Raw genomic sequence first — 11,972 nt, forward strand, 5'->3', positions numbered from 1 at the left:
CGGCAGAGCGGGACCGGAGCCGTCAGAGCGGCCGCACCATCTCCAGCTCCTCGCCCGCGTCGAGGGTGAACGTCGTGCCCGACGGCGCGAAGCCGGCCTTGAGATAGGCCGCCCGGGCGCGGGAGTTGTCGACGTGCACGCACAGCCGCGCGAGCTCGACGCCCTGCTCGCGCCCCCAGCCCTGAGCGGCCGCGAACAGTCGCTGCAGGATCCCCGCGCCCCGGGCCTCGGGCCGTACGAACACCCCGACCAGGTGCACCTGGCGCCGCTGGACCGCGCCGCCGAGCGCGCTGTCCTGCCCGGGCTCCTCCAGCAGGCCGGTCACCGTGCCCAGCCAGCGGCCGTCGTCGTCGACCGCGACGTACTGGGCGACCGGGCCGCCGGACGCCGCGCCCTCGGCGCGGCCCCGCCAGAACCCGTCGGGCTTCGCGGCAGCCTCGTCGTGCGTCTCCAGGAACGCCAGGTGCGCGACCGGGTCCTGCAGTGCCGCGAGCCGCAGCTCCTTCACCTCGCGCCACTCGTCCGCGCGCACGCGCCGGACGGTGACGGGCCGGGGTTCGTTCGTCGTCATGCCCGGATCGTCCCACTCGGGGCTGCCGCCCCGCGCCCGGATCTCACCGCGCCTCGCCGTCAGGAGGCGACGTCCTTGGTGCCCTCCAGGCGCGCGCGCACGTGGGCGACGACGCCGTCCGCGGCCGCCTCGACCTCCGCGAGGGTGGTCTCGAAGCCTCCCTGGTCGCCGTACCAGGGGTCGTCGACGTCGAGCAGGTGCTCGTCGGCGTCCCGCTCCACCAGCGGGGCGTCCGGGTCGAACGACCGGTACAGGCGGATCTCGGCACGCTCGGTGCCTGACGCGCCGCGCTCCGTCGCCAGGCGGCGCAGCCGGCGCGCGTGCTGCGCGGTCATGGCGAGCACGAGGTCGCGGGAGGCGAGGTCGGACGCCGTGGCCTGGCGCGCCCGGTGCCCGTCGCCGGCAGGATAGCCGTGCGCGGCGAGCACGCGCCGCGCCCGCGGGTCCACGGGATTGCCGTGCTCCTCGTCGCTCACGCCCGACGAGTCCACGACGACCCGGTCGCCCAGGCCCGCCGCCTCCAGCCGGTCGCGCAGCACGATCTCGGCCATGGGGGAGCGGCAGATGTTGCCGGTGCAGACGGTCATCACGCGGTACGGCTCAGCAGTCACCGGCCCATTCTCACCCTCGTCCGCCGCGGGGCTCGACAGGCCCTGCCGGCGTCGACGTGCCTACGGTGAGGCATGGTGCGGTGGTCGGCGGACGGGTTGGTCGCGGTGACGGGCGCGAGCGGACGGCTCGGTTCGCGGCTCGCGTTCCGCCTGGCGGCGGAAGGTGCGCGGCAGCGGCTCGTCGTGCGCGACCCGGCGCAGGCTCCCCGGCTTGCCGACGGCCGGCGGCTCCCCGAGTGCGAGATCGCCGTCGCCGACGGTTACGCCGACGCCGACGCCATGCGGGCCGCGTTCCACGGCGTGCGCACCGTCTTCCTGGTCAGCGCGCGCGAGTCCGCCGACCGGGTCGCCCTGCACACCGCGACCATCGACGCCGCGGTCGCGGCCGGCGTCGAGCGCCTCGTCTACACGTCGTTCGTCGGCGCCGCGCCCGACGCGACCTTCACGTTCGCGCGCGACCACTGGCACACCGAGCAGCACCTCGCCGCGGTCGCGGAGCGGTCCGGCCTGCGCACCACGGTGCTGCGCGACAACCTGTACCACCACGCGCTGACCATGTTCGTGGGCGACGACGGCGTCATCCGCGGCCCGGCAGGCGACGGTCGCGTCGCGTCGGTCTCGCACGACGACGTCGCCGACGTCGCGACCGCCGTCATCCTCGACGAGCGGCCCCGGCGGCACGACGGTGCGACGTACGAGGTCACGGGCCCGCAGGCGCTCACGCTGGCCGAGGTCGCCGCCACCCTCGCCGAGGCGAGCGGCCGGGACGTCACCTACCACGCCGAGTCGGAGCAGGAGGCGTACGAGTCCCGCGCCGGGTACGGCGCGGAGCCGTTCGAGGTCGCGGGCTGGGTCACGTCGTACACCGCCATCGCGGCGGGTGAGCTCGCGCACGTGTCCGACGACGTGAGCCGGCTCGTGGGCCGCCCCGCCCGGTCCCTGGCGCAGTGGCTCGACGACTACCCCGCGGAGTGGGCGAACCTGCGGCGTTGAGATCCGACGCGCTCGATCGAGCCCGTTTGGATCCGGCCTGGTCCAACCTGTCGAAGCCCGGTGTCGAACCCCGCCGATACCCCGGCCGGATGAGCCTGTCCCAGACCGGCGGCCGACCCCCGGGACCCTGGTGGGACTCGCCCGCTCAGAAGGGCGGGGCGTCGTCCCGGTCGACGCCCGTGTCAGCGGGCCGGCCGGCCAGCTCCAGAGAGTCCGCGGCGGAGCTGTCGACGGGCTCGTCGGTCGGGTCGACGTCCATGTCCGTGGCCAGGTCCGCGCTCAGGTCCGTACTCGGCAGGGTGCTCAGGTCCGTACTCGGCTCGGTGCTCAGACTCATGCTCGGGTCGGGTGGTGTCTCGTCGGCCAGGTACCGGGCCTCGACGGCCCATGCGTCCAGCCGGCCGAGGACCTGCTCCGCGACCCCGGGCGTGGTCAGATGCGTCCGACCCCGCGGCGAGGTCCACGCCAGCACCCCGTCGGCGAGCTGCTCGACCTGCCAGCGCGACTCGTGCTTCAGCGTGTGGTGCCGGCGGCACAGATGGGCCAGATTCGTGGCGTCCGTGGTGCCGCCGTCGGCCCATGCGATGGTGTGGTCGACGTCGCACCGGCGCGCCGGGATGCGGCAGCCCGGGAACCGGCACGTGACGTCCCGCTGGGTGAGGAACGCCCGCAGGTCCGCTGGCACGACGTACGTGCGCCGTTCCAGAGTGAGCATCGCCCCCGTGACCGGGTCCGTCAGCACGCGCCGCAGCGTCGGCGCACCCGCCGCGAGCAGGCGCGCTGTCTCGGCGTCGATGGGCACGACACCGTCCAGCGTCGCCGAGCCTTCGCCCACCCCCGTGAGGGTGGTGATCGGCACCGTCACGTGCAGCACCGGCTTGATGCTGCGCGCCAGGACTTCCAACGGGTCCGGCACGTCCACCGGCTCGGGTGGCTCCACCGGCTCGACTGCCGTCGATCGTTCCCGCGGTCCTGGCGGTCCGGGTGGTTCGCCGGTACCGGGCGGTACGGGTGGCCGGGGCTGTTCACGGCGTTCACCCGTGCCCGGCTCGCGACCCCGAGCGTCGGTCGATCTGCGAACCGTCGGGCCCTCGCCTGTCGAGCCGTCGCCTGTCGAACCGTCATCGGCGGGCCCGCCGCCGGACGAGCCGCTGCCGGTCGAGCCCTTCGCTCCGTTCTTCGCTGCGTCGTCGTCGAGCAGCAGCGCGGTCAGGGTGGCGGCGCGCAGCTGACCCACCCCGCGGGGATCCCCCGCGGCCTTCGCTCTCGCCGCGGTCCGAGTAACCCGGTCGTAGGCGGCACGGGCAGCGGCCGTGGGCAGCAGCGCCGTCAACCACGTCATGCCGTCCTTGTCGTCGTCCAGCCACACGTTCGCCTTCAACCTCGCGGCCTCGCACCGCAGCTCCGCCGGCACCGGGTGCAGAACGTCGCGCACCTTCTCGGCCAGGGCACCGAACTTCGCCGCGGTCAGCTCCGGCGCGCGCCCCAGCACCACCCGCTCCACGTCCGCAACCGCGGTGGCGGGCAGGTCCGCCACCACACCGGCCAACTTCGCCGCGTGCTGATACGAGATGTCCCCCTGACACAACAGGCCCAACGTGCCGGTCGCCTTGCTGGCGAGGACCTCGGCGTCCTCCAGCAGGCTCTGCGCCGCCTGCTCACCGACTCCGAGGCTGCAGGAGACCTCCGCGATCAGCGCCCGGTGCGCCACTGACGACCGGCGCACCAACGACGCCGACGCGATGCGATCCACCCCGAGGTCCAGCATCGTCCCCAGATCGGCGTCCGCGGCCTCCACGACCCCTGCGAGCGCGATCGTGCGCCGCCCCGCCGCCGCATTCATCAGCGCTTGCTCCGCCACGGCCGCCTCCAGCGCAGCATCCAGCACGAGCTGCGCCCCGCTCCCATGAGGTTCGGGGCCGTCCGCTGCGACGCTGCCCGGCTGATCCGCCATGACAACACCCAACCACGGGCCACCGACACCCACTCGAACACCTGTACGAACACGTGGGTGTGCCTGCCGGTCGACTGAGCCGTCGGCGAACACCGGTGGAAAACCCCTTGGCACCTCCGGCGACCGGGCGTAGCGTCGTCGGCACATGAGAAGGGAGGTGATCCGACGCAGTGAAGACTCTTCGGACCCATGAGGTGGTCGCGCGCTAGTCGCGCGCGCCCTTGAGCGTTTCGCGCTGCCGGACCCGATGACGAGGTCGTCGAGCCCGGCCGGCGCGCGGGACGGGTAGCGAGTTCCTCGCGACCACCGGAGCCCGCGGGTGCCGTGCCGTCGTCCAGCACGGTAGGAGGTCAGGCCTCCAGCCCGCGGGCTTCCTGCTGCCAGAATCGCCGGATGACCAGCGACCGCCTCATGCCCATCCACGAGCCCGCGGAGCCGGCGTCCGCCGAACGGGACCTCGGCCCCGAGTTCACCGCGATGTCGACGCGGGTCCTGGAGGTCACCGCACTCACGTCGCGGCTCAACGTCCTGCCGTTCGAGGACGAGGCGGGCAAGGCGGCGCTGTTCGAGCAGATCCTCGGGCGCCCGCTCCCGCCCGGGGTGACGATCTACCCCCCGTTCTTCACGGACCACGGGCTGCGCCTGGAGCTGGGCGAGCGGGTGTTCGTCAACCAGAACTGCACCTTCCTCGACTACGCCGGCATCCGGCTCGGCGCGGGCACGATGGTCGGCCCGCGGACCACGTTCATCACGATGAGCCATCCGGTCGACCCGAACGAGCGACGCCTGTACCTCACCGGCGGGCCCATCGACGTCGCCGAGAACGTGTGGATCGGCGCCGGAGCGACGATCCTGCCGGGCGTGAGCATCGGGCGCGACGCGGTCGTCGCCGCGGGCGCCGTCGTCGCCGACGACGTCCCGGCGAGGAGTCTCGTCGCCGGCCCCAAGGCCACCGTGATCCGACGCTGGTAGTCGCGCCGACGCCGCCCTCAGCCGCCCGGCTTGAAGTCCAGCCCTGCGGCGTGGAACGCCCGCAGCTGCTCCACCATCCAGGGGCTGAAGGCCCACGGCGCGGCGTGGACGGCGGCGATGACGTCGTCGGGCGGCGCCCACGCCAGCTCGGCGACCTCGTCGGGGTTCGGCGCGACCTCGCCAGCGACCCGCGCCACGTAGACGGGGCAGATCTCGTGCTCGACGACGCCGGACGCGTCGACGGCGCGGTACCGGAAGTCGGGCAGCGCGAGCTCGACGTCGGCCACGTCCAGCCCGAGCTCGCCGCGGGCGTGGCGGTGCAGCGCCTCCTCCGCGGACTCCTCCCACCGCACGTGGCCGCAGAACGAGTTGGTCCACACGCCCGGCCACGTGCGCTTGGCGAGCGCGCGGCGCGTCATGAGCAGCCGGCCGGCGTCGTCGAGCACGTAGCAGGAGAACGCGAGGTGCAGCGGGGTCGCCTCGGTGTGCACCGTGGAGCGCGGCCAGGTGCGCAGGCGGTTGCCGGCGTCGTCCACCAGGACGACGTGGTCGGCGTGGTCGGCGCCGCGATCGACGGCAGGGTCGGCGCCGTCGCGCCGGGCCTCGGGGTGTGCCATCGCCCCACCCTCGCACGGGCCGGGCGGCCCGGCAGACGGCCCGCGGTTTGACGGGGACGTGCCGCGGTCTTCACCATGAGTTCCCGTTGGTGCGCGCAGGGACATGAGGATGTCGACGGGATCATCTGCGGCACCCGCCCACGAGCGGCCGGACACCGGCCGCGGGCGGACCGGACCCGTCGAGAGCCACGAGCCACCCTGAGGAGACCCGCCCCATGTGGGACTACGTCGTCGAGCGCCGCGACGAGATCCTGTTCTCGTCGTTCCAGCACGCGAGCCTGGTGATCCAGTCGGTCGCGCTCGCGACCCTGATCGCCCTCGGCGTGGCCGTGCTGGTGTACCGCAGCGCGCGGGCGTCGTCGCTGGCGAGCTCGACGACGGCGATCGCGCTGACCATCCCGTCGTTCGCGCTGCTGGGGCTGCTGCTCGCGTGGACGGGCTTCGGCGTCACGCCGTCGGTGATCGCGGTGACGTTCTACGCGACCCTCCCGATCCTGCGGAACGCGGTCGTGGGCCTGTCCGGCGTCGACCGCGCCACGGTCGAGTCCGCGCGCGGCATCGGCATGAGCCGGTCCGCGACCCTGCTGCGCGTCGAGCTGCCGCTGGCCTGGCCGGTCGTCCTCGCGGGGATCCGGGTGTCGACGCAGATGGTCATGGGCATCGCCGCCGTCGCCGCGTACGTGCTGGGCCCCGGGCTCGGCGGCTTCATCTTCAGCGGGCTCTCCCGCCTCGGCGGCGCGAACGCCGTCTACTCGACGCTCACGGGGACGATCTTCGTCGTCGTCATCGCTCTGCTGGTCGACCTGGCGCTCGTCGGCGTCGGCCGCCTCACCATTCCCAGGGGGATCCGTGCCTGAGACCACCACGACCGCGCCGCCCAGCACGACGACGACCGGCGCGTCCATCCACCTGCAGGGCGTGACCAAGCAGTACCCGGGCCAGGCCCGCCCCGCCGTCGACGCGATCGACCTGCGCATCGAGGCGGGCGAGATCCTCGTGCTCGTCGGCCCGTCCGGCTGCGGGAAGACGACGACCCTGAAGATGATCAACCGGCTCATCGAGCCCACGTCGGGCCGGATCGTGCTCGACGGCGAGGACGTCACGACGCAGGACGCCGACGCGCTGCGCCGCCGCATCGGGTACGTCATCCAGGCCGGCGGCCTGTTCCCGCACCTGACGGTCGCGGCGAACGTCGGCCTGGTGCCGAAGATGCTCGGCCGGGACCACGGCTGGGACAAGCAGCGGATCGCCGCGCGCACCGACGAGCTGCTCGAGCTGGTCGGCCTCGACCCCGCCGTCTACCGGGGCCGCTACCCGCGCGAGCTGTCCGGCGGCCAGCAGCAGCGCGTCGGCGTGGCCCGCGCGCTCGCCGCCGACCCGCCGGTGCTGCTCATGGACGAGCCGTTCGGCGCCGTCGACCCCATCACCCGGCACCGGCTGCAGAACGAGCTCCTCGCGATCCAGGAGGAGCTCGGCAAGACGATCGTCATGGTCACGCACGACTTCGACGAGGCCGTGAAGCTCGGCGACCGTATCGCCATCCTCGACACCGGGGCCCGGATCGTGCAGCTCGGCACGCCCGAGGAGATCCTCACCGCCCCTGCCGAGGACTTCGTCGTGGACTTCGTCGGCAAGGGCGCGGCGCTCAAGACCCTCACCCTCGTGTCCGTCGGCGACGCCCTGGCCGGCCTCGCCGCTGACGGCACGACCACCGCCGACGGCGACGGGCCGGACCCCGCCCTTCCCGTCCTGCCGGCCCGGGCCACGCTCCACGAGGCGCTCGACGTGATGCTCGCCGCCGGGCAGCCCGCCGTCGTCGTCACCGGCCCCCGCGACGCGGTCGTCGGCACCCTCACCCTCGAGGCGGTCATGTCGTTCCTGACCCGCCCGGCCGCCGCACGGGCCGACGCACCGGCCGGGCACGGCGCGCCGGCCGGGGACGGCGCGCCGTGAGCGCGCTCCGCGAGCAGGGCGCCCTCGACACGTCCGAGGGGACCCGCGGGTGGCGCGGCCTCCTGGTGCAGCCCGCGCTGGTCGCGGTCGTGCTCGCGGGCTTCTTCGTCTGGCGCGCGACCGCCGACCTGACGACCACCGAGAGCCGGCCGCTGGGCTGGGACGCCCTGTGGCCCGCGATCCTGGAGCACCTGCGTCTCACGTTCGCCGCGGGCGGCATCGTCGTCGCCGTTGCCGTGCCGCTCGGGATCCTGCTGACGCGGGGCGGCATGAAGCGCCTCGCCGGGCCCGTCGTCGCGGTGGCGAACGTCGGCCAGGCGGCGCCCGCGATCGGCCTGGTCGTGCTGCTCGCCATGTGGCTCGGCTTCGGCCCGACGACGGCGGTCGTGGCGCTGGTCCTGTACGCGCTGCTCCCGGTGCTGCGGAACACGATGGTCGGCCTGGCCGGCGTCGACCCGCGGCTCGTGGAGGCTGGGCGCGGGATGGGGATGTCGGCGCTCGCGGTGCTCGTGCGGGTGGAGCTGCCGCTGGCCGTGCCCGTGATCCTCGCCGGCATCCGCACCGCCCTCGTGCTGCTGGTGGGCACCGCGACCCTCGCCACGTTCGTCGACGGCGGCGGGCTCGGCCTGCTGATCACCACCGGCGTCAACCTGTACCTGCCGACCCTGCTCGTCTCCGGCGCGCTGCTGGTCGCGCTGCTCGCCCTCGTCGTCGACTGGCTCGGCCGCGTCGTCGAGCACGTCGCGCGGCCGCGCGGCCTGTGACGAGCCGGTGAGCAACCACGAGATGAGGAGCTCGATGAACCGACCCGCCCGCGCCCTGGCCGCCCTCGCGGCGGCCGCCGCCGTCGTGCCCGTCGCCGCGTGCGGCCTGCAGCCGTCGTCGGGGTACGCGCCCGCCGTCGCGCCCGGCGCGATCCAGCCGGTCGACGGCGCCGCCGGCGGCGATGTCACGGTGGGCTCGAAGTCCTTCACGGAGCAGCTGATCCTCGGCAAGATCGCCGTCCTCGCCCTGCGCGCGGCGGGCTTCGACGTCACCGACGCGACCAACATCCCCGGCTCCAACCCGGCGCGCGAGGCGCTGGTCCACGGGGACACGACCGTCGGCTGGGAGTACACCGGCACGGCGTGGGTCTCCTACCTGGGCGAGACCGGCATCCCCGACAAGGACGCGCAGTGGCAGGCGGTGCACGACGCGGACCTCGCGAACGGCATCACCTGGCTGCCGCCGGCGCCGCTGAACAACACGTACGGCCTGGCGATGGGTCCCGCGGCGGCCGACGAGCTCGGCATCACGTCGATGTCGCAGATCGCCGACGTCCCCGTCGCCGACCGCACGTTCTGCGTGCACAGCGAGTTCCGCAGCCGTGACGACGGGTTCGAGCCGATGCTCGCGCACTACGGCGTCCCGCTCGGCGAGCCCGACGGCGTGCCGACCGAGAACGTCAGGATCATGGACACGGGCGCGATCTACCAGGCGACCGCCGACGGCGAGTGCAGCTTCGGCGTCATCTTCACGACCGACGGCCGCATCCAGGCGCTCGACCTGACGGTCCTGGCCGACGACGCGCAGTACTTCCCGTCGTACAACGTCGCGCCGAACGTCGCCACGACGGTGCTCGAGGAGCACCCCGAGATCGCCGACGTCTTCGCCCGGATCACGCCGCTGCTCACCGACCAGGTGATGATCGGCCTCAACGCCCGCGTCGACGTCGACGGCGAGGAGCCCGCCGACGTCGCGCTGGACTGGCTGGTGTCGCAGGGCCTCGTCAGCCCGGGGACGTAGCCCCGTCTCGGAGCCCTGTCCCGCGGCGCGGTCGCCAAGCGCCGGGCTTCAGGCGACGTCGAGCAGCGCCGCCGCGCTCGCCCGCCGCAGCCGCAGCTCGGCGTGGGTGACGAGCTCGTCGGCGTCGGCGGCGCCGGCCACCGACCACACGACGGCCGAGTGCAGGGACGGCCACACGGCGGCGTCGACCTGGCCGGACGGCTCGGCGAGGCGGGTCAGCAGGTGCTGGCGCACGGCCTCCGCGGACGCGGCGGCCTCGATGTCGTCCAGCGCCGGGAGGGTGGCGAGGACGGCGAACCGGTCGCCGTCCACCCGGCCGGCCTCGCAACCGCGGGGGAGCGCCTCGCCGAGGCGCGCGGCGAGCTCCGCCAGCACGACGTCGCCCGTGTCCTGGCCGTGGGCGGCGTTGAGCGCGGCCATGCCGCGCACGTCGAGCAGCACCAGCACGACCCGGGTGCGCCCGCCCCGCACCAGCTCGCACCGGTGCGACAGCGCCTCCCAGGTGGCCGCGCGCGTGGGCAGCCGGGTGTGCGGGTCGTGCGTCGAGCGCTCGGCGAGGGCGGTGACCAGCGCGCGCATGACCTCCGCGGTGCTGGCGCTGCCCCAGTACGGGCCCCGGACGAGGATGTCGTCGTACCGTCGCGGGCCGGAGCGGGCCATCGCCCGCGTCGCGACCTGCGACACCGGCGCCTGGGGGTCGACGACGAGCGGAGACCAGTCGGTGACGGTCACGGCGGGGCGCCGCTCGAGGACGGCGCGCCCGTAGCCGAGCCGCCCCGTCAGGGCGGTCGCCAGCCCGGCGCGCGTGACGATGCCGACGCGGTCCAGTCCGGTGTCGTCCTGGACGGCCACGCAGGCGATGTCCGGGCTGCGGAACATGACCTCGAGCTGGCCGATCGGCATCGACGAGCCGACGACCATCGCAGGCTGCGCGAGGTCCCCCGCGACGCCGGCGAGCTGGGTCCGGCCGCGCGGCGCCACGTGGCGTGCCATCTGGGCGATCTCATCGTGCACAGCCGGAAGTATGGAGCCCGCGGACCGCCGTGCGGGCGGGGTTCGGACGATGTTCGCCGACCGTTCCCCCGGCGTTCAACCCGCGGATCGGCGACCGACCGCCGACCCGGGAATGAAGCGGACCTCCCGGGCGTCGGCCGCTACCGTGCGGGAGATGAACAACCGGCCCACCGAGGCAGCCCGGGAGACCGGGGCCACCTGGCAGATCGTCCCCGACCCGCGCGACTTCCTGTCGGCCGCCCGGGACGCGCTCGCGTCCGACCCGGTGCTGGGGACGGTCGTCGCGACGGTGGCGACCAGGCTCGCCGCCGAGCTGGAGCGGGGCGCCCCGGAGCCGGAGCACCCGCACTGGTTCGCCCTCGCCACCGACCCGTCCGGCGGGCTCGCCGGCATCGCGATGCGCACCGCGCCGTTCGCGCCGCACCCGCTCTACCTGCTGCCGATGGCGGCCTCGACGGCGGCCGCGCTGGCCGACGTCCTGCCCGACGACGGCGAGCCGGTCACCGGCGCGAACGGCGCCCAGCCCGCGACCGAGGCCTTCGTCGCCCGGGTCGCGGAGCGCGCCGGCGGACGGGCGCGCGTCGAACGCCCGACGCGGCTGTTCGAGGTCCGCGGCCTCGTGGCTCCGCCCGCCCCGCACGGGGAGGCCCGGATCGCCGGGCCGGCCGACCTGGACCTGGTGCAGGCCTGGTACCGGCGGTTCCACGAGGACGCCGACCGACAGGCCGGCCGGGCGCGGCCCGCGGACGCGCCCGTCCTCGGCTCGCGCGACGACGTCGCGGAGCGGGTCTCCGGCGGGCGCACGTGGCTGTGGACCCGCGACGGGACGCCGGTGTCGATGGTGGGCTTCGCCGGACCGGCGCTGGGGGTGGCGCGCGTCGGGCCGGTGTACACGCCCGCCGAGCACCGCGGCCGCGGGTACGGCGGCGCGCTGACCGCGCACGTCTCGCGGCTGCTGCTCGACCGAGAGCTGCGGGTGTGCCTCTTCACCGACCTCGAGAACCCGGTGTCGAACCGCCTGTACGAGCGGCTCGGCTACCGGCCGGTGGTGGACATGGCGGAGCTGCGGGTCGAGCCCGCGCCGTAGTCCGCGTCCCCCCGACGGAGGCAGGCTCGCGCCGTCGGCCCCCGGTCGTCGACGTCAGCCGCCGGCGGCGTCGACGACCCCCGTGGCGACGGCGAGGTCCTGCCACGACATGCCGGAGCCCTTGAAGACGTTCGGCCGGTCGGCGGCCCGGCCGGCGCCGCGCACGAGGTCGGCCAAGGGGAGGAGGTCGTCGGGACGAAGGGTGCCTTCGTCGACGGCGAGCACCACGTCCCCGCACTCACGCAGCGCGGTGGCCCGGTCCTCGACGACGACGCGGGAGCGGCCCATCAGCGTCCCGTCCAGCTCGCGCCGGTCGGGCTCGTGCGAGCCGATCGCCACGACGCACGCCCCGTCGCGCACGAGCGCGCCGTCGAAGACGGGCTCGCCCGCCGACGTCGCGCAGACGACGAGGTCG

The 11,972-nt window shown here is 74.6% G+C and carries 12 protein-coding genes and 1 pseudogene; 7 read left to right on the forward strand and 6 right to left on the reverse strand.

Annotation, left to right across the window (positions count from 1 at the left end; genetic code table 11):
* Window positions 1–22: 22 nt before the first annotated feature.
* Together ABD254_RS09205 and ABD254_RS09210 are read right to left on the reverse strand one after the other, a co-directional pair.
* The gene (locus tag ABD254_RS09205) at window positions 23–571 is read right to left on the reverse strand and encodes a GNAT family N-acetyltransferase (protein WP_344247794.1); all 549 of its coding nucleotides are present in this window, start codon (window positions 569–571) and stop codon (window positions 23–25) included.
* Between the two features lie 59 nt (window positions 572–630).
* A complete protein-coding gene (locus tag ABD254_RS09210; RefSeq protein WP_344248529.1) occupies window positions 631–1,158 on the reverse strand; it encodes a low molecular weight protein-tyrosine-phosphatase in 528 nt (175 codons plus the stop codon).
* A 96-nt stretch (window positions 1,159–1,254) separates the two neighbouring features.
* Here ABD254_RS09210 and ABD254_RS09215 point away from each other — a divergent pair, with 96 nt between their 5' ends.
* Window positions 1,255–2,175 (forward strand): SDR family oxidoreductase, encoded by a 921-nt coding sequence (locus ABD254_RS09215; protein ID WP_344247796.1) that lies wholly within the window; start codon window positions 1,255–1,257, stop codon window positions 2,173–2,175.
* Between the two features lie 145 nt (window positions 2,176–2,320).
* Here ABD254_RS09215 and ABD254_RS09220 read toward each other — a convergent pair whose 3' ends face one another.
* On the reverse strand, window positions 2,321–4,129 hold the full coding sequence (locus ABD254_RS09220; protein WP_344247798.1) for an HNH endonuclease signature motif containing protein: 1,809 nt from the start codon (window positions 4,127–4,129) through the stop codon (window positions 2,321–2,323).
* Window positions 4,130–4,522: 393 nt separating this feature from the next.
* Here ABD254_RS09220 and ABD254_RS09225 point away from each other — a divergent pair, with 393 nt between their 5' ends.
* Window positions 4,523–5,101 carry a DapH/DapD/GlmU-related protein gene (locus ABD254_RS09225; protein WP_344247800.1) on the forward strand — a complete coding sequence of 193 codons (579 nt, stop codon included), beginning with the start codon at window positions 4,523–4,525 and terminating at the stop codon, window positions 5,099–5,101.
* Window positions 5,102–5,118: 17 nt separating this feature from the next.
* Here ABD254_RS09225 and idi read toward each other — a convergent pair whose 3' ends face one another.
* Entirely contained in the window at window positions 5,119–5,718 is a 600-nt protein-coding gene (idi, locus tag ABD254_RS09230; RefSeq protein WP_344247802.1) for an isopentenyl-diphosphate Delta-isomerase, read from the reverse strand.
* A 215-nt stretch (window positions 5,719–5,933) separates the two neighbouring features.
* Here idi and ABD254_RS09235 point away from each other — a divergent pair, with 215 nt between their 5' ends.
* The 4 genes from ABD254_RS09235 to ABD254_RS09250 are packed head-to-tail and all read left to right on the forward strand — an operon-like array spanning window position 5,934 to window position 9,456.
* Window positions 5,934–6,575: an ABC transporter permease gene (locus ABD254_RS09235; RefSeq protein WP_344247804.1), complete on the forward strand. Its 642-nt coding sequence runs from the start codon at window positions 5,934–5,936 to the stop codon at window positions 6,573–6,575.
* Window positions 6,568–7,671 carry an ABC transporter ATP-binding protein gene (locus ABD254_RS09240; protein WP_344247806.1) on the forward strand — a complete coding sequence of 368 codons (1,104 nt, stop codon included), beginning with the start codon at window positions 6,568–6,570 and terminating at the stop codon, window positions 7,669–7,671. The genes ABD254_RS09235 and ABD254_RS09240 overlap by 8 nt, the downstream gene beginning before the upstream one ends.
* Window positions 7,668–8,435 carry an ABC transporter permease gene (locus ABD254_RS09245; RefSeq protein ID WP_344247808.1) on the forward strand — a complete coding sequence of 256 codons (768 nt, stop codon included), beginning with the start codon at window positions 7,668–7,670 and terminating at the stop codon, window positions 8,433–8,435. Before ABD254_RS09240 ends, ABD254_RS09245 begins: the two co-directional genes overlap by 4 nt.
* A gap of 34 nt (window positions 8,436–8,469) precedes the next feature.
* Window positions 8,470–9,456 (forward strand): glycine betaine ABC transporter substrate-binding protein, encoded by a 987-nt coding sequence (locus ABD254_RS09250; RefSeq protein ID WP_344247810.1) that lies wholly within the window; start codon window positions 8,470–8,472, stop codon window positions 9,454–9,456.
* A 48-nt stretch (window positions 9,457–9,504) separates the two neighbouring features.
* On the opposite strand, the gene ABD254_RS09255 is transcribed toward ABD254_RS09250, so the two are convergent.
* Window positions 9,505–10,449 carry a diguanylate cyclase domain-containing protein gene (locus ABD254_RS09255; protein WP_344247812.1) on the reverse strand — a complete coding sequence of 315 codons (945 nt, stop codon included), beginning with the start codon at window positions 10,447–10,449 and terminating at the stop codon, window positions 9,505–9,507.
* A 175-nt stretch (window positions 10,450–10,624) separates the two neighbouring features.
* Between ABD254_RS09255 and ABD254_RS09260 the strand changes: the two genes are divergently transcribed.
* Complete coding sequence (locus tag ABD254_RS09260) at window positions 10,625–11,557, forward strand: GNAT family N-acetyltransferase (RefSeq protein ID WP_344247814.1); 933 nt, start codon at window positions 10,625–10,627, stop codon at window positions 11,555–11,557.
* 54 nt (window positions 11,558–11,611) lie between these two features.
* Here the strand turns inward: ABD254_RS09260 and ABD254_RS09265 are convergent.
* Window positions 11,612–11,972, reverse strand: a pseudogene (locus tag ABD254_RS09265) (ornithine cyclodeaminase family protein); the annotation flags it as partial.

This window comes from Isoptericola hypogeus (genome assembly GCF_039531145.1).
GTDB lineage: Bacteria > Actinomycetota > Actinomycetes > Actinomycetales > Cellulomonadaceae > Isoptericola > Isoptericola hypogeus.